This window comes from Leucobacter sp. NPDC015123 (assembly GCF_043080205.1).
GTDB lineage: Bacteria > Actinomycetota > Actinomycetes > Actinomycetales > Microbacteriaceae > Leucobacter > Leucobacter aridicollis_A.
The window spans coordinates 428,224-452,644 of the sequence record NZ_JBIBVH010000001.1 but is presented as its reverse complement, the minus strand read 5'-3'; the positions used below and the strand labels follow the sequence as shown (position 1 = coordinate 452,644).

Here is a 24,421-nt window from a genome sequence, read left to right as displayed (position 1 = left end):
CCGCGTTGTGAAGCTGGGAGGCCAATAACGGCGGAAGGGGTGTGAAAGGCATGCAGCAGGATCCTGCAGCGTTGAACGCGACCGGGTTCGGCGCCGAGATGACGGCTTCCCCCGGCCCCAGTGACATCTGGCTTGACGCTCGCGTCGCCTACGCCGGCCGCGCGGCCGAGTACGTTGCAGCGCTTGGGGATATCGAGGGGATGTCGCCTACTGATCGAGCGAAGATCGGAGCGTGGGCGCTGTCCCTGTCAGGTCCTGTGCTCGATGCAGGCTGCGGGCCTGGGCATTGGACCGCGCACCTGCACGACCTTGGGGTAGAGATCGCTGGCATCGACATGGTGACAGAGTTCGTCGCCAGTGCGAGGGCACGATTTCCAGGCGTCACGTTCCAGGAAGGAACCCTAGGCGCACTGCCGTACCCTGCGGGGGCGCTGACTGGGATCCTCGCGTGGTACTCGCTCATTCATGCTCCGCCAGAGCAAATGCCCGCACTGCTCGCCGAGTTCGCGCGGTGCCTCACGCCCGGCGGTTCGCTACTCGTCGGATTCTTTGACGGCCCACGCATCGAGGCATTCGACCATGCGGTCACGACGGCGTACTTTTGGCCGCCAGCCGAACTCTGCCGCGCTCTCGATAGTGCCGGGTTCACCGTCGTTGACGTCGAAACGCGCACCGACCCGGGTCATCGCCCGCACGCGGCGATCGTGGCGACGCTACGCTAGCTGCATCGGAGAGGAGCCTCATGGGGAAACGGAAGACGCCAGAGGAACGCGCCGCAGAGGAGCGCCGCTACGCGCTCGCGCTCGGTGCGCATACTGACGCCGAGTTCGAGCCGTTCTTCACGGATGCGAACCAGGCGATTCGAAATGCAGCCGCCCTCAATCCCGACGCCAGCGCCAAGGTGCTCGCCCAGTTCGCGAAGGATCGGTTTTGGAGCGTGCGCGTCGCCGTCGCCGAGCACCCGAACACAGACCGGGAAACGCTACTCTCCCTGCTCGAAGCGAATCGCGCGAAACGAGGCGTCGTGCATCACGCCGCGCGGGAACGCCTGGAAGGCGAGGGCGTGATCTTCGGCGAGGATGGAATGCCTGAGGGGCCGCTCTAGCGGGGAGTGCCCGGAAAGCCGGCACTGCCGGCTCAGCCTCAGCCGGCAGCAGTGTCGCGCTGCGCAGTCTGGCGACGCGCCTCCGCGCTGTCGGGTCCGTAGAGCTCAGGGTGTTGCGCCTTGTAAGCGATGAGGTCGCGCACGTTCTTCTGTACGACGATGACCGCGAACACTGCCATTGCAAAGGTCATGCCGTACAGGCCGTTCTCGCTGGGGAGGAGCGGGCTGTTCCAGAGCCCCCAGGCAAGCATCGCAAGACTGATGCCCAGTCCAAGCCATGAGACCGCGAGGTAGATCGACGTGACTGGAACGCCCTCGTGGCGATCACGAACCGACTTCTGGAGTCCGACAGCGCTCACGAGCCCGAAGAAGAACGAGCCGAGAAAGAACCCCTTCTCGAACGGGTCCATGTCCGCGCGCCAGAGGCTGATGAAGTAGACGATTACCGCCAGCGCGAGGGCCGCCCATGCTGCCCCGACGAATGCCCCTGTCGGCTTGCCGAACTGCTCTCGGCGAGTCATCGTGAGGTTTTGCTCCATGGAATTGCTCCTTTGCGTTGGATGTGGTCAGCATACCCACGGGTGTGCAGGGCGGCGGGAATATGTTGTGCATGCAGTAATCATTTGGCTGCCCGTCGTCGCAGAGTGCAGTAGCGCGGTGCGGCCTCTCCAAGCACGTGATATGGCTGGCGTATGGTGGAGTTGGCCCCACGGCGAACAGAGAACGGAGCGCGAATGTCTGACCCAGGCGTCATTGCTGAACCCGAGACACCACCATGCCCGGAGTGTGACAGCGAGTTCTCATATGAACTTGGCGCGCTCCTTGCCTGCCCGATGTGCGGTCACGAATGGGCGCCAGGCGAGGCCGCAGCAACCGGTGACGGTGGCGACCCCGCTGAGATCCGCGACGCCGTCGGCAACGTGCTCGCCGACGGCGACACAGTGACCCTTGTGAAGACCGTAAAAGTCTCTGGCGGCGGCGGGGGATCGATCAAAGTCGGTACCAAGGTGGCCGGAATCAGGCTTTCCCCTGGGGGTGCCGGCGGTCACGACATCGATGCAAAAGTGCCTGGCTTTGGCAAGATGCAGCTGAAATCGAGCGTCGTCAAGAAAGCGTAGCGCTCTGAGTGCTTGAGAGCTGCGCGAGCTTGGCACGCATTCGCACGAGGGACCGTTCACGTTCCTTGAGCAGCGCCGCTGGCCACGCAGAATGTCGCAGCGTGAGTGGGTTTGAGAACCAGAGCGCAGCCAAGAACAGCACGGCGTAGCTCGCTGGAACGAAGATCGGCCTGATCTCGGCGAGCACAAACCAAAGATTGTAGGCGAGCAGCAGGGCCACCCCCACCGCGAGGATGATGCCACCGACAAGTTCAAGTTTGCTGCGCATCTCGTGTCCGCCGAGCCTCGACAGCCTGGCTTCGATCAGCTCGCGTTGAATGAGCGCGACAACGAGAAAAACGAGAGCGCCGATCGCGGTAACGTAGCAGGCTTCAAGGACCGCGGTTGATACCGGTTCGTCGTGCAGGAGCCAGAAGGCGAGGAAGACTACGACAGCGACACAGCCCTGCACAAGAAGCGGCCGACGCCACGGTGAGCGCGTCGCGTGCGAGGTGACACGCGTGTCTCCGTAGAACAGGGCAACGTTGGAAAGGTGAGCGTATTCAGTTTCGGCGCGGGCGATTGTCTGCTGCAGGAGCTCAACTCGACGAGCGACGGGCCTGAAATCGAGCCGCCCGAGCACGAGCGCCAAGATGACCGAGACCGGGGTGAGAAACAGCAACCCCCAGAGCTGTTGGCCGCCATCGCTTGTGGCTGTCGGGCCGTGGGTTGAGAGCACAACGACTGCGAGCACGGTCCAGGCAAGCATGAACCCGCCGATGAGCGCGGCCACATAGGGGAGCGGCCGCAGCACTGACTGACTATCGAGGTCAGCGTTCGGGGTGACCAGGAAGCCGAGGCCGACGAGCAACGCGAGCAACGACGGGGCGACCCAACCGACGTAGCTGCCCGATATTGCGACAACTTCCACGACCTCCTGCCAGGCTGCGCCGTAGTGCGGTGCGAGGGAGTCTTCGGCTGCGAGCATCGCCGCTCGCGCGAAGAACGCGAGAAAGAACACGAGCGGCCACAGGAGCGAACCCGCACCGAAGAGCACCGCGGAGGCGCCCCAGCTGTCTGACATGGCCTGGGTGCTGCCTGGCGACGGTGCCGCGGGCGTCTCTGTATGCTCGGTGTTCGTCATAGCGCTCTGCAGCGATAGTACCGAGAGACCCGACGAGACGTGTCGAGCGGCGCGTTACGCGTCGAGGTTGCTTTCTTTGCACAGACAGAACAGGTGCCCGGCTGGATCGGCAAACACGATGAACGAACCGCTCTGGCTCGGTTGGACCTCGTGCCGTCGAGCTCCGAAGGCGACCGCGGCGGACGCGGCCGACTCGAGGTCGGGTACGTAGAAGTCGAGGTGGGCCTGCTGTGGCACCGAGCCCTCTGGCCACTCAGGTGCACGGTAGTTCTCAACCTGCTGGAATGCGAGAAAATGCGAGCCTGGCGTACCCAGGGGTGGCTGCACCTCCACCCAGTGGTCGTCGTCGGGGTCGAACGATACCTCCCAGCCGAGGAGTGCAGCGTAGAACTCGGCGAGGGCGACGGCGTCAGGGCAGTCGAGTGCAAAGGTAGTGCGGGTCACTGTGATCGGAGATGTCATGCGAAAAGTGTAGGTACCCTCTACGCGGCTGTCCACGACGCAATCCCTGCAGCGTGTCAGCAGATAAATGCTGCGGTGCGGCCTGATCCGAGGGATACTGAGTTCTGACCCTGTCACTGTCGAAGGAAGCGCCCATGGCTCATATGCTCGCGACATACATTGCTCTGCCAGGCACGACCGGCGAGGCGATGGAACACTGGCACGACGTTTTCGGGGGCGACCTCGAGATTATTCGCTACGGCGAGGCAAACCTGAAGGACCTGCCGTTCGACCCACCGCCGAACGCTGTGGCTCACGCGTCGCTCACCCTGCCCGCAGGGATTATCACTGGCGGCGACGTGATGGATCAGGGGACCGAGTACCCGGTTCGTGGAACCGCATACTCGCTGCTCTATACGACGGACACTCCCGAGGAAGCGCAGCTGTATATCGACAGGCTCACCGCTGCGGGAGGTTCGCTCGGTATGCCGTTTGAGCAGGCGCCCTGGGGTGACTGGTACGGTCAGGTATTCGATAGGTACGGCGTGATGTGGGCCTTCTCGTGCGCGGTGATCTAGTGCGCGCGATCGCCAGCATGCGCGGGAGATAAGGATCGGCAATGGCGTTCGCAGACTCGTATCTCGGGCGACTGCGACAGCACGTTGGCAATGCCGAACTGCTCGCCCCGGGCGCGCAGGTGCTGCTGCTCGCAGATGATGACCACGCGGTCTTTCAACGCCGCGCTGACTCTGGCGGGTGGGAGATTCCTGCCGGGAGCGCGGAGCCAGGCCAGAGCTTTGTCGACACCGCAGTAGCTGAGGTCGAAGAGGAACTCGGGGTAACGCTCGCACCCGACGTGCTCACAGCGTTCGCGTCGTTCTCCGATCCGCTTGGGCACCGGCTCGTGTACCCCAACGGCGACATCGTGCACGCTTTTGCGCTGTGCTTCTTCACGAGTGAATGGGCGGGGGAGATTCACCCAGATCCTGCCGAAGTAACTGAGTGGGGAGTATTTCCGCTCGCCGACCCGCCCCCGGGGCTACAGCGCGCAACCGGGATCGTGCTCGAGCTCTTTGCGGAGTTTCGACATACCGGGCAGTTCCAAGCCCGGTAGGTGCCAATGTCGCACCCCAGTGCTACTTTCAACATCTCACCACACGTAGGAGGATCTGCCGTGAGCGAACCAGTCAAGGGCCCGAAGTCCTACTTCCCGTCTATCGAGGCGAAATACGGTAAGTCAATCGACGAATGGCTTGAGTTGCTCCGCCCACATTCAGGCGAGAAGCACATGGAGCAGGTCGCCTTTCTCAAAGAACAGGGAATGGGGCACGGGCACGCGAACGCGCTCGTCCACGTGTTTCGTGCAGAACACGGCGGAGCCTGATGGCGGCGAAAGCCCCGGCAATGTCACCGTCTGCGATGCCCGTCGCCGACGTGCTTGACCGGGTGACCGGCCCCCGCCGCGCTGAGGCCGACGAACTGCTTGCCCTGCATCGCGAGGTGAGCGGCGTAGAGCCCGTTGTGTGGGCCGGTCGCATTATCGGGTTCGGCGAGTACGAGTACACGTACGAAAGCGGTCACAGCGGTCGGGCGCCCGAACTCGCCTTTGCAACCGGTGCGCAGCGGCACACGATCTACCTCACGCCAGACTTTGCCGACCGCTGGCCTGATCTCGTCGACGCACTGGGCCCGCATAAGGCGAGTAAGGTGTGCCTGTACCTCACGCGCTTGACGAAAATCGACATGTCAGTGCTCAGGGAGTTTCTTGAGCGCGCGCTGAGCGAAACTCGCTCAGGCGACCCGATGCACAGCTGATTCAGAGAGGTCAGAGTTAGCCTCACATCATGAGCAACACCGCACCTATCCCGCGAGCTCCCATCTCCGCCGTCGGCGATGAGATCACCATCTCCCCAAGCGAGCTCCGCTCCCTCGGAGGGGAGCTCCAACGGTTCATGCTTGAGTACAGGTTCGCGATGCAGGAGGTCGAGACGAAGCTCGCGATCCTCCGCGAGGAGTTCGTGCACATGCACGAGTACAACCCGATCGAGCACGTATCGAGCAGAGTGAAGAGCGCCGAGAGTCTGCTCTCGAAGGTCGAGCGCCGCGGAGTGAGCCCCGAGATCGAGTCGATTCGGCGCGAGATCCAAGACATCGCTGGCGTGCGCGTTACGTGCGCTTTCATCCGCGACGTGTACCGCCTGTTTGGCCTGCTCACACAGCAGGACGACCTCACCGTGCTCGAGGTCGAAGACTATATCGAGAACCCGAAGCCGAACGGCTACAAGAGCCTGCACGCGATCCTGTCGGTGCCCGTATATCTTTCGAGTGGCCGAGTTGATGTGCCAGTCGAGGTGCAGTTTCGTACGATCGCCATGGACTTCTGGGCAAGCCTCGAGCACAAGATCTACTACAAATACCAGCGGCAGGTGCCAGAAGAGATGATGGCCGAGCTGAAGCAAGCCGCTGATTCAGCTGCTGAGCTCGACACGCGGATGCAGAGCCTCCACGTGCAGATGCACGGCGACCCGGCTCCGACGTCTCCAATTAACCTGCGAGAGATCCGCGAGGTCCGTGAGCGCATCCGTCGCGTCTAACCAACGCGGCCGCGCTGCCTGTCTCGCGCGATCGCACGGTCTCACCCCGTAGGCTCGGTCTGTGGAAGAAACTCAACGCGGTGAACACCTGCCTGGCGGCTCTGGCGGGGTCTGGCGTATCCAAGGGCCTGACGGGGTGACACGCGTGCACCGACCTACAGGCGCCTGGACGCCCGCGGTGCACGAGTTGCTTGCGCATCTCGCAGCCAAGGGCCTCGACGGCATCCCCGAGGTGTACGGCACCGATGACGCTGGTCGCGAAGTGCTGAGCTACCTGCCGGGAGACACGCTTGATCCAGAGCGCGAGCAGCCGAGCGCGCGCGCGCTCGCCGCCGCGGTCGGATGGCTTCGTCGGTTCCATGACGCCGTCGCTGACTTCGAGCCAACGAGTGATGTGTGGCGCCCGGGGGAGCTGCGACTAGCCCGGGATCGTGGAGAGATCATTTGCCACAACGACCCGGGCCTGTACAACTGGGTCGTTGTCGACGGCGAGTTCGCCGGAATGATCGACTGGGACAGGGCCGGCCCGGGCTTGCCGCTCGACGACCTCGCATTTCTGGTGTGGTCTGGCGTTCCGCTGCTCCGCGAGATCCCGCCTGCGGAGGCAGCTGACCGCATCAAGATCGCCGCGGAGACGTATGGCGGTGTCGATGGCAGGGAACTCCTTGACGCTGTGACCCGCCGGATGGGGCTCATCGCAACTCGATGGAAGGCGGGGCTCGACAGGGGCGACCCGGGAACGATTGCGTTGCGAGACGCAGGAATCATGGCCCGACACGAGGCTCGGGTCGCAGCGTTCGAGCATCGCCGGGAAGAGCTCGACGCGCTCCTCTGAGGCGCCGATCTGGTGATTCAGGCTTCGTCGTTTAGGCTTGTGCTGTGAGTAGAGACCCTTTGGAAGAACTCTTTGGCCCGCTTGACTCGGACAATACCGACACCGGCGCCCTAGAGACTTCGACGAAGCCCGCGGAGGCCGTCGACACCTCGGCCGCGACACGAGCTTTCGATCCGGCGCCTGCAGTGCGCCCGCGGGCCGCGCAGGAACAGCCGGCCCCGAGGCCGGCTGTTCCTGCCGACGCTCCGACCGCCCCGTTCGCGCCTACGCCCGCGGCTGCACCGCGGACTGCGGCTGCGGCCTCCGGCGCGCCGGCCCCCGGCCCAGTCAGGGCCCGCGCGACGCGCGATGTCCGCCAGGAGCTGCCGACGCGCCCCGTCCCTGCCGAGTCGAAGCGTTCCAACGCCGCATTGCCATGGATCATTGTTGCTGCGGTTGCAGTGCTCGCCCTCGTTGGCGCACTCCTTGTCGTGAACGCGATTCGGGGCACAGACGAGCAGACTCCAGCGCCAACAACAGAGGCGCCGGCACCCACGCCGACCGAGCCGGAACCCACCGAGAGCGAGACTCCGCCGACCACTCCCGAGGAGCCCGAAGTTGAAGAGGCGCCGAAGGTTGACGTTGGGCCCAACCCGATCTCTATGGACATCTCGTTTGCAGGGATCTCGGTTGAGTCCTCGCAGAAACTCACGAATCCGCTCTGGTTCTATCAGGCCGGGCCACCCGAGCGAGTGATGTTCGAATCGGGTCTCATGAACACCTTCCCAGACTCGTGCTCAGAGATGCGGAGCCCAACGGGTCAGAGCCCGTGGGGCATCGAGAAGGGCGAAGGCAACACCTGGACCGTTGTGCGCCCCGAGGGCACTTGCGAAGCTGACCCCAAGCTCTACAACGAGGTATGGGGCCTCATGCAGGCTGTGGCCGACAGCGCGAAGCCGCTGTAGGCCTGCCCTGGCTGAGGCCGGCGTGCGACTACCCGAAGAGCGCCGGCCACAGGGCGAGCGCGAGGGGATAGCCGACGAAGCTGACGATATCGAGCAAGAGGTGAGCGACGATCAGCGGGAGCGACCGGCCCCAGCGCTGATAGACCCAGCCGAAGACGATGCCCATCACCACGTTGCCGATAAACCCGCCGAAGCCTTGGTAGAGGTGGTAGCTGCCGCGTAGCAGCGCGCTGGCGATGATCGTTGCCCAGACCCCAACCCCAAGCCGCTTGAGCCGATCGAAGAAGTAGGCAACGACGATCAGTTCCTCGCTGAGTGCGGCCCGTGCGGCGTTGAGGATGAGCACTGGCACGGTCCACCAAAACGCGTCGAGCGTCGTCGGTACGACTGTAGTGTTGATGCCGGCCCATTTCGCGAAGAGATAGAACGCGAGACCAGGGATACCAATGGCGGCGGCGAGGAGAAATCCGTTGCCAGACTCGCGAAGCCATGGCCAGCCGCCTCGGCCGCTCGCGAGCTGGGTGAAACTCATCCCACCCGGGGCGCCGGTGAGCGTCAACGGTCTTGCACCGAGGCCGAGATCGCCCAGGTGCGGCTTGTTGTCCCGCCACAGGAAGAACACGACGAGTGCAACCGGGGCCAGCCCTCCAACAATGCCGAGTAGTTGGTAGGCAAGGTCGAAGTACTGCTGACCCGACATCGGCCTATTAATGGTCGCGGTCTGGTTTGCTAGCGCAGTGTCTTGCGCGAGCCGCTCCAAGATCGTAATTATCGCCCGCGCGCCCGCGTAGCCGAAAGACAGGGCGAGCACGATCGCGAGCTCCCAGCGGAGCCTCGGGCGGAGTTCTGGGGGAGCAAGTTCGCGGCGATGTTCGGTCACAGGATCAGCGTAGCTGGGCCGACGAGTTCGTGACATGAACTACGGTGAGACTTTTGTCTCAGCGCGCGACACGCGGGAAGCTCTCTATTGGATATGGAGGGCAGAAGCTCACGTATGTCGAAGAAATTGCATGATTCGTACAAGTTTCCAGCACATGTGGGTGAATGATTTGGTGGCGCCTCAAGTCACGGTTACGAGTCAGTCACGAGGGGTCACAAGATTCGCATAGCGAGAGTGCTGTGGCTTAAACTGCGAAGCGGAAATACCTACATACTCTGGACCCATTTTCCGGCGTGCACCGCACGTCACTTCGGTACGGGTCGGGAGTCAATACAAGGAGGAAACCAGTGAAGCGTTCACGCATTGGGGTGGGCATTGTTGCCCTCGCCGCAGCGGGCTCCCTGGCACTTGCCGGTTGCTCGACCGGCGGAGGCGACAAGGGCGGCGAAAACGGTGGCGGCGGGGGAATCATCACCGCCAACGGTTCGGAGCCCCAGAACCCGCTTATCCCGACAAACACGAACGAGGTAGGTGGCGGCAAGATTCTTGACGCGATCTTCGCTGGTCTCGTGAGCTACGGTGCCGACGGCGCGCCGCACAACGAGGTCGCAGAGTCGATCGAGCCGAACGAGGACGCATCTGAGTTCACGATCAAGCTCCGCGAGGACGCAACGTTCACTGACGGCACCCCCGTCAAGGCTGAGAACTTTGTGAAGGCCTGGAACCAGGGCGCAAGCAACGAGCTGCAGCACCTCTCGAACTACTTCTTCGAGGACATCGAGGGCTTCGAGATCAATGACGGCGCCGATGGCAAGCCGGGTACTGACGACGACGTCTACGGTGCTGTCGGAGACATGTCGGGACTCGTTGTCGATGGCGATTACCAGTTCACCGTGAAGCTCAAGCAGCCCGCGTCGGACTTCCCGCTGCGCCTTGGCTACTCGGCCTTCTACCCGCTGCCCGACGTTGCATTCGAGGACCTCGAGGCATTCGGCCAGAACCCGATCGGCAACGGCCTGTACAAGGTCGACGGCGAGGGCGCTTGGGAGCACGACGTGCAGATCAAGCTCACCAAGAACGAGGACTACACCGGCCCTCGCGAGGTTAAGAACGATGGCCTGACCATCGTCTTCTACGCTTCGCAGGACGCGGCGTACGCTGACCTCCAGGGCGGCAACCTCGACGTGCTCGACGCGATCCCCGATGCGGCCCTCGCGAACTTCGCGTCGGATCTCGGCGACCGTGCCGTGAACCAGCCCGCAGCGATCTTCCAGTCCTTCACCATCCCGGAGCGCCTCGAGCACTTCGGCGGTGAAGAGGGCAAGCTCCGCCGCGCAGCTATCTCGATGGCAATCGACCGTGACGAGATCACCAAGGTGATCTTCGACGGCACTCGCACCCCGGCGAGCGACTTCACTTCACCCGTCATCGACGGCTGGAGCGACAAGCTCAAGGGCGCAGAGGTCCTCAAGTACAACCCCGAGGAAGCAAAGAAGCTCTGGGCTGAGGCAGACAAGCTCTCGCCGTGGACCGGCTCCTTCGAGATCGCGTACAACGCCGACGGTGGCCACCAGGCCTGGGTCGACGCTGTCACCAACTCGGTCAAGAACACCCTCGGCATCGACGCGGCTGGCAAGCCGTACCCGACCTTCGCTGAGGCTCGCACCGAGATCACCAACCGCACCATCACGACTGCCTTCCGTACCGGCTGGCAGGCTGACTACCCGGGTCTGTTCAACTTCCTCGGACCGTTGTACGCAACGAACGCTGGCTCGAACGACGGTGACTACTCGAGCGCTGAGTTCGACGGCCTCCTCAAGCAGGGCGCGCAGGAGACCGACCCGGCAGCAGCGAACAAGCTGTTCCAGGAGGCGCAGGAAGTTCTGCTCGCAGACCTGCCCGCAACTCCGCTGTGGTACTCCAACGTAACTGGTGGCTTCGGCGAGTCGGTGGACAACGTCCAGTTCGGCTGGAACTCCGTGCCTGTCTACCAGGACATCACCAAGAAGTAATGCACTTCTTTTAGGGCCCCGGGCGAAAGCCCGGGGCCCTAACCCCGTTTTCGTGGCCTACACGGTATTTGCAAAGCGGGAACACAGAGTCGTGCGAACCGGAGACACCGGAGTCTCGACTTCGCATCGCGCAATCACAGCGAGAGAAACAACTAGTTATGCATACGCAGTCTGAACGGGGGACGACAGCACCATGCTGAGATACATCGTCTTCCGCATCCTTCAGGTCGTCCCAGTGCTTTTGGGCACGACCTTCCTGATCTACTTCATGGTGTTTGCCATGCCCGGCGATCCCATCATCGCCATGTTCGGTGACAAGACCCCGAACCCAATCGTGCTCGAGAAGCTGCGAGCGCAGTACAACCTCGACAAGCCCTTCATCGTGCAGTACCTGCTCTATCTCAAGGGAATTCTTGTCGGTGACTTCGGCGTGAGCTTCTCTGGCCAGCCTGTCAGCACGATCCTCGCCCGCACCTTCCCGGTGACCGCAACGCTCGCGATTATGGCAATCGCCATCGAGTTCGTGCTTGCCGTCGTCATCGGCCTCTTCTCGGGCCTGCGCAAGGGCAAGCTGTTTGACAACGTCAACCTGCTTATTGGCCTGCTCCTCATGAGCGTGCCGATCTTTGTCATCGCCTTTATTGCGCAGTACTTCTTCGCGATCGAGCTCGGCTGGTTCCGCGCCACGGCTGGTCCCGGTGCGCCAATCAAGGATCTCCTGCTTCCCGCGATCGTGCTCGGAATTTCGCTCTACGCGACCTCGATGCGTCTGACGCGATCCTCGGTGATCGACACGCTGAACCAGGACTTCGTGCGTACCGCGTACTCGAAGGGCCTGTCGCGCGGCCGTGTCGTTCCAGTGCACGTGCTCCGCAACTCGCTCATTCCCACTGTCACGAACAGCGCCGCAAACTTTGGCGTGCTGCTCGTCGGTGCGACAGTCACCGAGGGCATCTTCAACGTGCCAGGCGTCGGTAACACCCTGTACCAGGCGATCCTCCGCGGTGAGAACGCTACCGTCGTGTCCTTCGTCACGATCATGGTGCTGTTCTACCTTGCCGTGAACCTCATCGTAGACCTGCTCTACGCCGCGCTCGACCCGAGGATCCGTTATGCCTGAGTCACTACAAAATTCCTCACAGAAGCGTCCCGCCATCGAGCACTTCGTCGCACCGTTTGACGAGAACTCAGTGGCCGCAGTTGACGCCGTTAAGGTCAGTGAGACGAAGTCGAACCTCTGGAGCGATGCCTGGAAAGACATGCGGCGTCGGCCCATGTTCTGGATCTCGGCTGCGATCATCCTGCTCGTGCTCGTTGTGTCGCTGTTCCCAACCTGGTTCACTCAGGTTGACCCCCGCGCGTGCCAGCTGGGGCTGTCGAACGCCGGCCCGGCTGCGGGGCACCCCCTTGGCTTCAACAAGCAGGGCTGCGACATCTACTCCCGCGTGATTCACGGTACGTCGACCTCAGTGTCGGTAGGTCTCGTGGTCATTGTCATGACCTTTGTTATCGGAATTGTGATGGGCGCGCTCGCTGGCTACTTCGGTGGCTGGGTCGACACGATCCTTTCGCGTCTCGGTGACATCTTCTTCTCGATTCCATACATCCTCGCTGCCGTCGTCGTGATGAGCGTGATGAGCGAGCACCGAAACATCCTCGTGATCTCGCTTGCAATCGGCGGCTTCTCGTGGCCGGTGACCGCGCGTATTCTGCGAGCCGAGATCTTCCGAGTAAAGAACAGCGACTACGTGATGGCGTCGCGCGCGCTCGGTCTCTCCGGCCAGGGAACGCTGTGGAAGCACGTGCTGCCGAACTCGATCGCACCCGTGATCGTTGTCACGACCCTCTCGCTGTCAGCCGCGATCGTCGCTGAGGCAGTGCTTTCCTTCCTTGGCGTTGGCCTTCCAGCGAAGGACTTCATGAGCTGGGGTAACGACATTAGTGCCGCACAGAGCGACCTGCGAACGAAGCCCGAGAACCTTATCTACCCGTCAATCGCGCTCAGCGTCACCGTCCTCGCATTCATCATGCTTGGCGAGGTCGTTCGTGACGCGCTCGATCCGAAGGCGAGGGCCCGCCGATGAGCGACATGCAACCGCTGCTCAGCGTGCGCGACCTGAAGGTCGCCTTCAAGACAGACAAGACCGCGAAAGAGGTGCTGCACGGCATCAACCTCGACGTCTACCCAGGTGAGACTGTAGCGATCGTTGGTGAGTCGGGCTCCGGCAAATCGACGACGATGCATGCGGTCATCAACCTGCTTCCGGGTACCGGTGAGATCACCGGTGGTTCGGTGCAGTGGAACGGTCGTGAGCTCGTCGGTATCGGCCGTCGCGAGATGGAGTCGATCCGTGGTCGCGAGATCGGCCTGGTTCCGCAGGATCCGATGTCGAACCTGAACCCGGTGTGGTCGGTCGGCTTCCAGGTTGAGGAAGCGATCCGGGCGAATGGCCTCGCAAAGAGCAAGAAAGACGTGCGTGCCCGCGCGGTCGAAGTGCTCGAGCAGGCCGGACTGCAGGACGCTGAGAAGCGCATGAAGCAGTACCCGCACCAGTTCTCGGGCGGTATGAAGCAGCGCGCTCTCATTGGCATTGGGCTCTCGGCGAAGCCAGAGCTGCTCATCGCTGACGAGCCAACAAGTGCCCTCGACGTGACCGTGCAGCGAGTGGTGCTCGACCACCTCGCCAAGCTCACCAGTGAGCTCGGAACCGCCGTGGTCTTCATCACGCATGATCTCGGTCTCGCTGCTGAGCGCGCGGAGAAGCTCATCGTGATGTATCAGGGAAACATCGTGGAATCTGGACCGAGTCGTCAGATTCTGCAGGATCCGCAGCACCCCTACACCAAGCGACTGGTCGCTGCGGCGCCGAGCCTGGCATCGCGCCGGATCGGGGCGGACGCTGCCATCCCGGCTGCCCCGACGAGCACGTTTGACGTCGCGGCGCTCGCTGAGGCGGAGCCCCGGGGCGGCAAGGTTGGCGAGCCCCTGATTGAGGTGGAGAACCTGCGCAAGGTGTACAAGCTGCGCAAGGGCAACTTCAGCAGCGAGGACTTCGTCGCGGTCGAGGGTGCGAACTTCACGATTAACCGTGGCGAGACCCTCGCCCTCGTAGGCGAGTCCGGTTCGGGCAAGTCGACGATCGCTAAGATGGTGCTCCAGCTTGAGGAGCCCACCGGCGGTTCGGTGAAGATTGCAGGCAAGGACACGGCAAAGCTCAGTGGTCGCGAGCTCTTCGAGCTGCGCCGAACGCTGCAGCCTGTGTTCCAGGATCCGTACGGTTCGCTCGACCCTCTCCACAACATCGGTAACACGATCATGGAGCCGCTGAACATCCACAAGGTCGGCGACATGGCCAGCCGCAAGCAGCGGGTCAACGAGCTGCTCGACCAGGTATCGCTGCCGCGGGAGCTCGCGACACGGTACCCGAACGAGCTCTCGGGCGGTCAGCGTCAGCGCGTTGCTGTTGCCCGTGGACTCGCGCTCAAGCCTGACATTCTCGTCCTTGACGAGGCTGTGTCGGCGCTTGACGTGCTGGTGCAGGCCCAGATCCTTGATCTGCTCGCTGAGCTGCAGCGAGATCTCGGGCTCACCTACCTGTTCATCACGCACGACCTCGCGGTCGTGCGCCTGATTGCTGACCGCGTGTGCGTGATGCAGCAGGGCAAGATTGTAGAACAGGCGACGACCGAGGAAGTGTTCGAGAACCCGCAGCAGGAGTACACGAGGAATCTTCTCGCGGCGATTCCCGGTGCGTCGATCGAACTCGGCATCGGAAGCGCTGGAGACCATGTTCCGCACGCTCCCGTGTCGGGCCCCGGCAGCGCACCCTTCGCGGGTGGCGGTCAGGCGGGTGCGCAGGCGTAGCCAAGATCTAGGGGAGAGGGCCACCGAGCGTCACTCCTAGGTCACAATTCGTGGGCCATTGCTACAAGCGGTTAACGCTTGGGGCAATGGCCCACTAGTGTGTGAAGTGATCTGAAACGCAATTAGTACGGGCAACGCTGCGCGTATGAGTTTCCAATGGAGGAAGAATTGAAGAAGACGCTATTTACTTCTGTCGCACTCGCTGGCGCGGCGGCGCTGCTCTTGAGCTCGTGCGCATCGGGCGGCAACAACGGGGGCGGAGACGGTGGCAGCTCGGGCGGCGGCGCGGTCACCATCGGCACGACCGAAACGGTGACGTCGCTCGACCCCGCAGGCGCATACGACAACGGCTCGTTCGGTGTCATGACGAACGTGTACCCATTCCTGCTGAATAACCCCGTGGGCGAGTCGACCGTTGCGCCTGACATCGCAGAGTCAGCGGAGTTCACCGCCCCGACTGAATACACGGTGAAGTTGAAGCCCGGGCTGACGTTTGCCAACGGGAATGAGCTCACGAGCTCGGACGTGAAGTTCACGTTCGACCGTCAGGTCGCAATCGCGGATCCGAATGGGCCTTCGAGTTTGCTTGCAAACCTCGACAGCATCGAGACACCGGACGACACCACAGTCGTATTCAAGCTCAAGTCCGAGAATGACCAGACCTTCCCGCAGGTGCTTTCGAGCCCAGTCGGGCCGATCGTCGATGAGGATGTCTTCCCAGCAGACGCAATCCTAGACGACCAGGAACTCGTGAAGGCCAACCCCTTCGCTGGTCCGTACGCGGTGACAAACTATGACAAGGGCAACCTCATCGCCTATCAGGCGTTCGATGGCTACGAGGGCCTCTGGGGTGCTCCGAAGACTGACTCGATCAACGTGAAGTACTTCGCGAACGAATCGAATCTCAGCCAGGCGATCGAGACGAAGGCAGTCGACGTCGCATTCCGCAATATCTCGGCGACCGACGTCGAGAAGTTCGAGAGCACCGATGGCCTGAATGTCGTCAAGGGCCCGGGCGGCGAGATCCGGTACATTGTGTTCAACTTCAACACGCAACCGTTCGGCACGGGAGTGGACGGGGCCGACCCGGCGAAGGCGCTCGCAGTGCGCCAGGCCGTCGCAGACTCGCTCGATCGCGAGAAGATCTCGACCGAGGTGTTCAAGGGAACCTACACTCCGCTGTACTCGTACATCCCTGAGGGACTCCTCGGTGCGAATGAGTCGCTGAAGGGCCTCTACGGTGATGGTGAAGGAGGGCCTGATGCCGAGCGCGCAGCCAAGCGCCTCTCCGATGCAGGCGTTGAGACACCTGTGAATCTCAAGCTGCAGTATGCGGGGGAGCGTTACGGCGCCGCCTCAGCAGAGGAGTACGCGCAGATCAAGTCTCAGCTCGAGGCTGGCGGTCTGTTCACCGTCGACCTGCAGTCGACTGAATGGGGCCAGTACACCGAGGACCGCGTGAAGGACCTCTACCCGGCGCACCAGCTCGGCTGGTTCCCCGACTACTCTGATCCCGACAACTACCTGACGCCGTTCTTCTCGCCGGACAACTTCCTCGTGAACCACTACGAGAACGCTGACGTTGTGAAGCTCATCGACGAGCAGCGCGTGACAGGCGACGAGGCCGAGCGCGGCAAGCTGCTCGAGCAGGCGCAGGACAAGCTCGCGGAGGATCTCTCCACGCTGCCGATGCAGCAGGGCGCGCAGGTTGCGGTTGCGGTTGACGGCGTCGACGGGGTGACGCTTGACGCGTCGTTCAAGTTCCGCTTCGGGTCGCTCACGAAGTAACTTGGTTCGGCGGGCGGGGGCGCGACGCGCTTCCGCCCGCCTACCGTGTCTCTGAATTCCTGCAATGGTAATTACAGAAGCCGCTCCCGCGGTGACCGCACGCGCGAAGATGAAGGGTGGTGGCCTCGGAAGATTTATCCTGTGGCGTGCACTCCTCATCATCCCCACCGTCTTCATTCTGGTGACGATGGTGTTCCTCCTCATGCGAACGCTCGGCAACCCGATTTCAGCCTCCGTTGGCGACAGGCTGCCCCCGGCTGAGCTCGCCAAACGCGTTGCCGAGGCGGGCTACGACCGCCCGCTGATCGTGCAGTATCTCGAGTACCTCGGCCAGATATTTACTGGCAACTTCGGTGTCACGTTTAGTGACCGGCGGCCGGTGACCGAGGTGCTCGTCACCTTCGGGGCGGCCACCCTGGAACTCGCCGTCTACACCCTGATCGTCGCGCTCGTCGTTGGCATCCCACTCGGCATCCTCGCCGCCTACTACCGGGACCGTGGCCCCGATGCGGCGCTGCGCGTCTTCGCTATCTTCACGTACGCGACTCCGGTGTTCTTCTCTGGCCTTATCATGAAGCTCATTTTTGGGGTGTGGCTCGGCTGGTTCCCAGTGTCCGGCCGTGCGTCGATTGCCACCGAGTTGCAGCTGCAAACGCTGGCAAACCCGAGTGGCATCTATCTCATCGACGCGATACGGACCGGTTCGTTGGCAAACGTTGGAGATGTGCTCTCCCACGCAGTACTTCCCGCGCTGACGCTTGGCATGATGACGGCCGGGATCTTCCTCAGGCTCGTCCGCACGAACATGATCGGTACGATCGGGCGCGAATACATCGACTCAGGCCGATCACGCGGAGTTGGCGAGTATCGCCTGGCCACGAAGCATGCCTTCCGCCCGGCGCTGATCCCGATCATCACCGTGATCGGTCTCCAGATCGCGATGTTGCTCGGTGGCGCCGTGCTCACTGAAACCACGTTTGAGTGGAAGGGGCTCGGCTTCCAGCTCGCCCACTACCTCAGTGCACGCGACTTTGTCGCTGTGCAGGGCATTGTCGCGCTCCTCGCCGTCATCGTTGCGCTGTCGAACTTCATCGTCGACGTCGTCGCCGCCCTCATCGATCCGAGAGTGAGGTACTGATATGTCGACCGAAATCATTCCCGTCGTGCCTCCGCGCGAGCGCGGCTGGCATAACCTCCCGCTCGTGAAACAGCTCCACCAAAGCGTTGGCCTCCAGCGGGGCATGTTGATCACGGGGCTTGTGCTTGTCGCCATTTTCGCGCTCGTCGCGCTGTGTGCTCCGATCCTTGCGCCGTACTCGTATTCCGCGTTGAGTGGACCAGACGGTGATTTTGGGTCGCTTACCGCGCCGTCTGCCGCCCACCCACTGGGCACGACGATCGCCGGCTATGACGTGCTCTCGCGCGTCATCTGGGGTGCGCGCACGGCGTTCCTCGTGATCGTGATCGCAGTCGTGAGCTCAATCTTTGCCGGCACGATGCTCGGGTTGCTGTCGGGCTACGTCGGCGGCGCGCTCGACAGGGTGCTTGTGATGATCGCTGACGCGATCTACGCCTTCCCGTCGCTGCTCCTTGCCATTGTGCTCTCGATTGTCATTTCCGGTGGACAATCGAGCCTGTGGGGCGGCATTTGGGCCGCGTCGCTGTCGATCACTGTGGTGTTTATTCCGCAGTACTTCAGGGTCGTGCGGTCTGAGGTCGTGCGAGTGAAGTCTGAGGCGTTCGTCGAGTCGGCGAGAGTCGTCGGCGCGAGCCGCGGGCGAATCATGTTCAGGCACGTGCTGCGTAACTCGACCCGCTCCCTGCCGCTCGTCTTCACGTTGAACGCGTCGGAGGCAATTCTCACCCTCGCGGGGCTGGGATTTCTCGGGTTTGGCATCGAGCCAAACTCGGCAGCAGAGTGGGGCTACGACCTCAACAAGGCGATCGCAGATGTGACGAACGGGGTGTGGTGGACGAGTGTATGGCCCGGGCTCGCGATTGTGCTCGTTGTGATGGGGCTCACCCTCACCGGTGAGAGTCTGAACGACCTCGCGGACCCGCGGTTGCGGGTCCGGCGAAAGGCCAGGGCGGGCAGTGGCCGCGTGGCGAATACGGCGATGACTCCGACTGTGCCGGGCGAAGCGCCACAGGGTGGCGGCGATGCCGCTACAGAGACAGGGGGAGTGCGATGAGTAAGGTTCTCGATATTCGCGACCTCGAGGTCACATTTGCGACCGATCACGGCGACGTGAAAGCCGTCGACGGTGTCTCGCTCGCAGTGCAGCCTGGGCGCGTGCTCGCGGTCGTCGGCGAATCAGGATCGGGCAAGACCGTTTCGGCCCGCACCGTGCTCGGGCTGCTGCCAGAGACAGCAGTTTCTCGCGGCTCGGTGCTGCTCGCGGCGCGCGACGGCAGCGGAACGAGTGACGTGCTGCAGCTGTCTGCCGAGGCGCTGCGTGCGGTGCGGGGCAGAGACGTCGCGATGGTGTTCCAGGAGCCCTCGACGGCGTTGAACCCGGTGTACACGATCGGCTGGCAGATCGCGGAGGGGCTGCGAGCGCACGAGAAGCTCTCGAAGAAGCAGCTGCGGGCGCGAGCGATAGAGATGCTCGCACTCGTCGGGCTCCCTGATCCTGAGGAGCGGGTCGACTACTTCCCGCACCAGCTCTCGGGCGGGCAGAAGCAGCGTGTGATGATCGCGATGGCGCTCGCGCTGAAGCCCGGCCTCATCGTCGCCGACGAACCGACGACGGCGCTCGACGTGACCGTGCAGGCCGAGATCCTCGACCTGCTGCGGAAGCTCAGGGACGATCTCGGCACCGCGATCCTGCTCATCACCCACAACATGGGAGTCGTCGCCGACCTCGCCGACGACGTCGCCGTGATGTACCAGGGCAAGGTCGTCGAGCAGGCGCCAGTCGCAGAGGTCTTCGCGAACCCGCGCGAGGACTACACGAAGCAGCTGCTCGGCGCCGTGCTCAAGCTCGGCGACGGCAGGATCCGCGCTGCGGAGCGGCCCACCGATGCCGCAGCGAATGCCGCGTCAGCGGGGGAGGGGGCTCCGGCGCTCGTCTCGGCGCGCGGCCTGGAGATCCAGTACCCGGGAAGGCTCGGGCGGCCAGGTTTCAAGGCCGTGCGCGGCGTCGACTTCGAGATCCGGGCTGGCGAGGTCTACGGCCTCGTCGGCGAATCAGGATCAGGCAAGTCGACGATCGGCCGCGCGATTGCAGGCCTGACCGACGCGACAGGCGGTTCGCTCACCGTGCTCGGCCATGAGATGGTCGGGCTCAAAGAGCGCGCGTTCAGGCCGCTCAGAAAGAGCATCGGGTTCGTGTTCCAGGACCCGGCGTCGAGCTTCAACCCGCTACTGACAATCGCCGAGAACGTCGCCGAACCGCTCATCGTTCACAGGGTCGCGCGATCCGTCGCCGAGGCAAGGCCGCGTGTCGACGCGTTGCTCGAGTCCGTGCAGCTCCCGCGGGCCTACGGCGACAGGTATCCGCACGAGCTCTCAGGCGGGCAGCGTCAACGCGCGTCGCTTGCGCGCGGGCTCGCGCTCGATCCGAAGCTGCTCATCGCCGATGAGCCGACGAGCGCGCTCGACGTCTCGGTACAGGCGCGAGTGCTCGAGCTATTCACCGAGTTGCAGGCTGAGCTTGGGTTCGCCGCGCTGTTCATCACGCACGACCTCGCGGTCGTCGACGCGCTCGCCGATCGCGTGGGCGTGCTGTACCGCGGAGAGCTCGTCGAGAGTGGCCCGACCTCCGACGTGCTTCGCGCCCCGCGGGAGACCTACACGCAGCGTCTGCTCGCCTCGCTTCCGGTGCCCGACCCCGCCAAGCAGGCCGAGCGGCGAGAGCTTGCACGGGCGCTTCGAGTGGCCGAGGGGCTCGAGTAGCCGAGTCCAGCCGCGCAGCCACATCAGTAGGTCGCCGCCCACCGCATTCCCGCGGTGGGCGGCGACCTACTACGCTAGAGGGGCGCCCGCGCCGTGCGGCTCGGGCAGGGTTTCCGGGGCAGACATCGCTCCGAGGTCCGTCTCGGCCTGCTCCGCAACTCGCGCATTTCCCGCGCGGGTCGCGGGATGAGTCGTGAACGGGTATGATAGAACGTTCGCTATTTTATGATCGTGAGGATCCACCCCTATGGCTCTTGCCACACGCGAAGACCTTCGTAACGTCGCCATCGTCGCACACGTCGACCACGGCAAGACCACGCTCGTTGACGCCATGCTGCGTCAGACGAACTCATTCGACGCACACGCAGACGTCGATGACCGCGTTATGGACTCCAACGACCTCGAGCGCGAGAAGGGCATCACCATTCTCGCGAAGAACACCGCCATCAGCTACGAGGGCGAGCACGCGAAGAACGGCCCGATCACCATCAACGTGGTCGACACCCCCGGCCACGCCGACTTCGGTGGCGAGGTCGAGCGTGCACTCTCGATGGTTGACGGCGTCGTGCTGCTCGTCGACTCGTCCGAGGGCCCGCTGCCCCAGACCCGCTTCGTGCTGCGCAAGGCGCTTGAGGCGAAGCACCCCGTGATCCTCGCGGTCAACAAGACCGACCGCCCCGACGCCCGTATTCCCGAGGTTGTCGGCGAGGCGCAGGACCTGCTGCTCGGCCTGGCTTCCGACATCGCTGAAGAGCACCCAGACCTCGACGTTGACGCGATCCTCGACGTTCCCGTCGTCTACCTGTCGGGCCGTGCCGGTGCCTCGAGCCTGAACGAGCCCGCCAACGGCACGCTGCCCGACGGCGACACCCTTGAGGCGCTCTTCGGCGTGATCCTTGAGCAGGTGCCCGCACCGACCTACGATGACGAGCACCCGCTGCAGGCGCACGTCACGAACCTTGACTCCTCGCCGTTCCTCGGCCGTATCGCACTGCTGCGCGTGCACAACGGCTGGATCCACAAGGGGGAGACCGTCGCCTGGGTCAAGAGCGACGGCACCCAGCAGAACGTGCGTATCACCGAGCTCATGCTCACCAAGGCGCTCACCCGCTACCCGGCAGAGAAGGCCGGCCCCGGTGACATCGTTGCGATCGCCGGTATCGAGAACATCACTATCGGCGAGACCATCGCCGACGCTGAAGACACTCGTCCGCTGCCGCTCATCGAGGTCGACGAGCCCGCAATCTCGATGACAATCGGTGCGAACACCTCGCCGCTCGTCGGTAAGGTGAAGGGCCACAAGCTCACCGCCCGCATGATCAAGGATCGCCTTGACCGCGAGCTCATCGGTAACGTGTCGCTGAAGGTGCTCGACACCGACCGCCCCGACGCGTGGGAGGTTCAGGGCCGAGGCGAGCTCGCGCTGTCGATCCTCGTCGAGAACATGCGCCGCGAGGGCTTCGAGCTCACCGTCGGCAAGCCGCAGGTTGTCACGAAGCAGGTCGACGGCAAGACCCACGAGCCCTACGAGCACCTCACGATCGATACGCCCGAAGAGCACCTCGGCGCGATCACTCAGCTGCTCGCAGCGCGTAAGGGCCGCATGGAGAACATGGTGAACAATGGCACCGGCTGGGTTCGCATGGAGTTCATCGTGCCCGCCCGTGGTCTCATCGGGTTCCGCTCGGAGTTCATGACAACCACACGCGGCACCGGCATCGCGAACGCGATCTCGCACGGCTACGACGAGTGGGCAGGCCAGATCGTCACCCGCAACAACGGCTCGATCGTCGCCGACCGCTCGGGCGTCGTGACCCCGTTCTCGATGATCAACCTCCAGGAGCGCATGAGCTTCTTCGTGCAGCCCACGCAGGAGGTCTACGAGGGCATGGTTATCGGTGAGAACTCGCGCTCCGAAGACATGGACGTGAACATCACCAAGGAGAAGAAGCTCACCAACATGCGTGCAGCTTCGTCAGACTCGTTCGAGTCGATGACTCCTCCCCGCGTGTTGACCCTCGAGGAGAGCCTCGAGTTCGCCCGCGAAGACGAGTGCGTCGAGGTGACCCCCGACGTGATCCGCATTCGCAAGGTCGAGCTCGACGCGTCGCTGCGCGCCCGCTCGGCATCGCGCCTGAAGAACCAGAAGTAAGCGCCGCTTTCGCGTTTCGCGCCCACACCCTGAGCTGTTGCCAGGGTGTGGGCGTTTCTGTTTTCGCTCACGCGTCGGCCCCGTATGATCGGGTCATGGCACTCCTCTACATCGACACCACGCTCGTCCCTTCGAAGCTCGAACTCATCGCCGAGTGGCTGCCGAAGCAGCCCTGGTTTACTGGCGACATCTCAAAGCTCACGCGCGTCTCGGGCTACCGCCTCGACGACCCTGAAGGCGAGGTTGGCATCGACGGGATCCTTGTCTCCGCTGGCGAGGACAAGGTCTACCACGTGCCGCTCACCTACCGCAGCGCGCCGCTCGATGGCGGAGAGGCGCACCTTGTTGGTACGACCGAGCACGGCGTGCTCGGCACGCGCTGGGTGACTGCCGCGACGGGCGACCCCGTCTACCGCGCCGTGCTCGCCCAGGTGATCTCGCAGGGTGGCTCGAACAGTGAAGAGCTCGTGCACCAGCCCGACGGCAGCACGGTCGCGCGGGCGATTCAAATGCCGATCCATGGGTCGGGGGAGCCCGGCGCGCAGGTGCCAGAGCTCTGGGCTGCTGAGGTGTCTCTCGCTGACGGCGTGAGCGTCGCCTCGACGGGTTTCTCCACGCTCAGGGTGATCCACGTGCCGCAGACCGACTCACCCGCTGCGCGTGGGGCTGTGGGCACGCTTACGGCGACCTGGCCGGGGCAGGACGCCCCCGTGGTGATCGCGACGCTGGACTAGCGAGCGGCGTCGCCAGGGCCGGGGCCCGGTCCGGAGCGGCTTGTGCGCGGGCTCGAGCTCGGCCGCCGCGCGACTTGCTGACAGCCCCGCCCGCGACATGCTGACCGCCCTGCCCGTTTTCGTTTTTCGAGTGCGACCCGATAGAGTATTCCTTGCGCGAAAGCGTAAATCGGGATGTGGCGCAGTTTGGTAGCGCACGTCGTTCGGGACGACGGGGTCGCAGGTTCAAATCCTGTCATCCCGACAGATGGCCCCGGAACTGCCGTAGAGACTTGCGGAAGTTCCGGGGCTTTTTTGTTTCGCCTACCGCCAGCTCAGTTCGCAGGGCACATTTGGGGCACATGGGAAACTACGCTGCTTTAGACGTCTCGTCCTCGCGGTGCTTCTGGGCGAGCCCATGCGCCTGGTAAACCTCGTGCAGCTGTGTCGAGGTGAACTGGGCGCACCGGTCGGCATGAAACACCACATCGTCGGGATCTGTCCTGGAAGCGTTCGTGTCATTCGTCGCGCTCGTATCAATGTGCGCGGGATTTGTCGCACGCAGGCCAGCAAGGCCGGCTTCGTTTCTAACGCCAGGCGAGGTAGACAGAGTGAGCAACGCCCATGAGTCTCGGCATGTTGAGTTTCGGCTGGGGCCGGGCCATCGAGCCTTGCGCGTTCTTGATTCACCCACCGGCCGAGGAGTTGTTCCCCGGGCCGGAGTTCTTTGGCGAAGTGCACGACCTCGCGGCCGGTATCGACCCCGAGGTGGGCGGCCTCTCGCCGCTACTCCGGGGTGAATTTCCTACGTGTAGTCAGGAGACATCCGTTCCAGCAGAACACGGGGGTCTGCTTCGCGTAGTGTCCACAACCCGAGGGTGACCCCACTGAGCGATCACGGGGCAACAGGGGGATGTGAGCACGCGGACGCAAGGAGAGCTTCGGGTTTGGCT

Annotated in this window: 24 protein-coding genes and 1 tRNA gene; 21 read left to right on the top strand and 4 right to left on the bottom strand. The window is 63.4% G+C overall.

The features are described from left to right. Window positions 1-50: 50 nt before the first annotated feature. Both ACF07D_RS02075 and ACF07D_RS02070 read left to right on the top strand, forming a co-directional pair. On the top strand, window positions 51-722 hold the full coding sequence (locus ACF07D_RS02075; protein WP_255809299.1) for a class I SAM-dependent methyltransferase: 672 nt from the start codon (window positions 51-53) through the stop codon (window positions 720-722). 20 nt (window positions 723-742) lie between these two features. Continuing rightward, on the top strand, window positions 743-1,105 hold the full coding sequence (locus ACF07D_RS02070; protein ID WP_119283122.1) for a hypothetical protein: 363 nt from the start codon (window positions 743-745) through the stop codon (window positions 1,103-1,105). Window positions 1,106-1,143: 38 nt separating this feature from the next. On the opposite strand, the gene yiaA is transcribed toward ACF07D_RS02070, so the two are convergent. Further along, window positions 1,144-1,644 (bottom strand): inner membrane protein YiaA, encoded by a 501-nt coding sequence (yiaA, locus tag ACF07D_RS02065; RefSeq protein ID WP_255809300.1) that lies wholly within the window; start codon window positions 1,642-1,644, stop codon window positions 1,144-1,146. 195 nt (window positions 1,645-1,839) lie between these two features. Here yiaA and ACF07D_RS02060 point away from each other — a divergent pair, with 195 nt between their 5' ends. Then, entirely contained in the window at window positions 1,840-2,223 is a 384-nt protein-coding gene (locus tag ACF07D_RS02060) for a zinc ribbon domain-containing protein YjdM (RefSeq protein ID WP_255809301.1), read from the top strand. Here the strand turns inward: ACF07D_RS02060 and ACF07D_RS02055 are convergent. Both ACF07D_RS02055 and ACF07D_RS02050 read right to left on the bottom strand, forming a co-directional pair. Then, the gene (locus ACF07D_RS02055) at window positions 2,210-3,346 is read right to left on the bottom strand and encodes a hypothetical protein (protein ID WP_391503694.1); all 1,137 of its coding nucleotides are present in this window, start codon (window positions 3,344-3,346) and stop codon (window positions 2,210-2,212) included. The genes ACF07D_RS02060 and ACF07D_RS02055 overlap by 14 nt on opposite strands. A gap of 54 nt (window positions 3,347-3,400) precedes the next feature. Next, window positions 3,401-3,808: a VOC family protein gene (locus ACF07D_RS02050; protein WP_391503693.1), complete on the bottom strand. Its 408-nt coding sequence runs from the start codon at window positions 3,806-3,808 to the stop codon at window positions 3,401-3,403. Between the two features lie 134 nt (window positions 3,809-3,942). Here ACF07D_RS02050 and ACF07D_RS02045 point away from each other — a divergent pair, with 134 nt between their 5' ends. The 7 genes from ACF07D_RS02045 (at window position 3,943) to ACF07D_RS02015 (ending at window position 8,160) form a co-directional block, all read left to right on the top strand. Next, a complete protein-coding gene (locus ACF07D_RS02045; protein WP_119283118.1) occupies window positions 3,943-4,365 on the top strand; it encodes a VOC family protein in 423 nt (140 codons plus the stop codon). A 41-nt stretch (window positions 4,366-4,406) separates the two neighbouring features. Then, on the top strand, window positions 4,407-4,901 hold the full coding sequence (locus ACF07D_RS02040; protein WP_391503692.1) for an NUDIX domain-containing protein: 495 nt from the start codon (window positions 4,407-4,409) through the stop codon (window positions 4,899-4,901). Window positions 4,902-4,961: 60 nt separating this feature from the next. Beyond that, window positions 4,962-5,171 (top strand): DUF4287 domain-containing protein, encoded by a 210-nt coding sequence (locus ACF07D_RS02035; RefSeq protein ID WP_119283116.1) that lies wholly within the window; start codon window positions 4,962-4,964, stop codon window positions 5,169-5,171. Continuing rightward, window positions 5,171-5,602, top strand: coding sequence for a DUF1801 domain-containing protein (locus ACF07D_RS02030; RefSeq protein ID WP_119283115.1), 432 nt, complete (start codon window positions 5,171-5,173; stop codon window positions 5,600-5,602). Before ACF07D_RS02035 ends, ACF07D_RS02030 begins: the two co-directional genes overlap by 1 nt. A 29-nt stretch (window positions 5,603-5,631) precedes the next feature. After that, window positions 5,632-6,381, top strand: a complete 750-nt coding sequence (locus tag ACF07D_RS02025; RefSeq protein WP_255809304.1) for a GTP pyrophosphokinase family protein — start codon at window positions 5,632-5,634, stop codon at window positions 6,379-6,381. Between the two features lie 61 nt (window positions 6,382-6,442). Next, window positions 6,443-7,216: a phosphotransferase gene (locus tag ACF07D_RS02020; protein WP_391503691.1), complete on the top strand. Its 774-nt coding sequence runs from the start codon at window positions 6,443-6,445 to the stop codon at window positions 7,214-7,216. Window positions 7,217-7,260: 44 nt separating this feature from the next. Further along, window positions 7,261-8,160, top strand: a complete 900-nt coding sequence (locus ACF07D_RS02015) for a hypothetical protein (protein ID WP_162921173.1) — start codon at window positions 7,261-7,263, stop codon at window positions 8,158-8,160. 28 nt (window positions 8,161-8,188) lie between these two features. On the opposite strand, the gene ACF07D_RS02010 is transcribed toward ACF07D_RS02015, so the two are convergent. Next, window positions 8,189-9,040 carry a CPBP family intramembrane glutamic endopeptidase gene (locus ACF07D_RS02010; protein WP_391503690.1) on the bottom strand — a complete coding sequence of 284 codons (852 nt, stop codon included), beginning with the start codon at window positions 9,038-9,040 and terminating at the stop codon, window positions 8,189-8,191. Window positions 9,041-9,387: 347 nt separating this feature from the next. Between ACF07D_RS02010 and ACF07D_RS02005 the strand changes: the two genes are divergently transcribed. From ACF07D_RS02005 to ACF07D_RS01955, 11 genes are all read left to right on the top strand, one after another. Beyond that, window positions 9,388-11,052: an ABC transporter substrate-binding protein gene (locus tag ACF07D_RS02005; RefSeq protein ID WP_391503689.1), complete on the top strand. Its 1,665-nt coding sequence runs from the start codon at window positions 9,388-9,390 to the stop codon at window positions 11,050-11,052. Between the two features lie 193 nt (window positions 11,053-11,245). Continuing rightward, window positions 11,246-12,172, top strand: a complete 927-nt coding sequence (locus ACF07D_RS02000) for an ABC transporter permease (RefSeq protein WP_119283110.1) — start codon at window positions 11,246-11,248, stop codon at window positions 12,170-12,172. Beyond that, window positions 12,165-13,136: an ABC transporter permease gene (locus ACF07D_RS01995; protein ID WP_255809308.1), complete on the top strand. Its 972-nt coding sequence runs from the start codon at window positions 12,165-12,167 to the stop codon at window positions 13,134-13,136. Before ACF07D_RS02000 ends, ACF07D_RS01995 begins: the two co-directional genes overlap by 8 nt. After that, window positions 13,133-14,917: a dipeptide ABC transporter ATP-binding protein gene (locus tag ACF07D_RS01990; RefSeq protein WP_391503688.1), complete on the top strand. Its 1,785-nt coding sequence runs from the start codon at window positions 13,133-13,135 to the stop codon at window positions 14,915-14,917. The genes ACF07D_RS01995 and ACF07D_RS01990 overlap by 4 nt, the downstream gene beginning before the upstream one ends. Before the next feature lie 156 nt (window positions 14,918-15,073). Next, entirely contained in the window at window positions 15,074-16,705 is a 1,632-nt protein-coding gene (locus tag ACF07D_RS01985; protein WP_119283107.1) for an ABC transporter substrate-binding protein, read from the top strand. 64 nt (window positions 16,706-16,769) lie between these two features. Next, window positions 16,770-17,843 (top strand): ABC transporter permease, encoded by a 1,074-nt coding sequence (locus ACF07D_RS01980; RefSeq protein WP_119283106.1) that lies wholly within the window; start codon window positions 16,770-16,772, stop codon window positions 17,841-17,843. 1 nt (window position 17,844) lies between these two features. After that, on the top strand, window positions 17,845-18,897 hold the full coding sequence (locus ACF07D_RS01975; protein ID WP_391503687.1) for an ABC transporter permease: 1,053 nt from the start codon (window positions 17,845-17,847) through the stop codon (window positions 18,895-18,897). Beyond that, window positions 18,894-20,603: an ABC transporter ATP-binding protein gene (locus tag ACF07D_RS01970; protein WP_391503686.1), complete on the top strand. Its 1,710-nt coding sequence runs from the start codon at window positions 18,894-18,896 to the stop codon at window positions 20,601-20,603. Before ACF07D_RS01975 ends, ACF07D_RS01970 begins: the two co-directional genes overlap by 4 nt. A gap of 247 nt (window positions 20,604-20,850) precedes the next feature. Then, complete coding sequence (gene typA, locus ACF07D_RS01965) at window positions 20,851-22,755, top strand: translational GTPase TypA (protein WP_255809313.1); 1,905 nt, start codon at window positions 20,851-20,853, stop codon at window positions 22,753-22,755. Window positions 22,756-22,850: 95 nt separating this feature from the next. After that, window positions 22,851-23,489: a hypothetical protein gene (locus ACF07D_RS01960; protein ID WP_119283102.1), complete on the top strand. Its 639-nt coding sequence runs from the start codon at window positions 22,851-22,853 to the stop codon at window positions 23,487-23,489. Between the two features lie 170 nt (window positions 23,490-23,659). Next, window positions 23,660-23,733, top strand: a tRNA-Pro gene (locus tag ACF07D_RS01955). Window positions 23,734-24,421 lie beyond the last annotated feature (688 nt).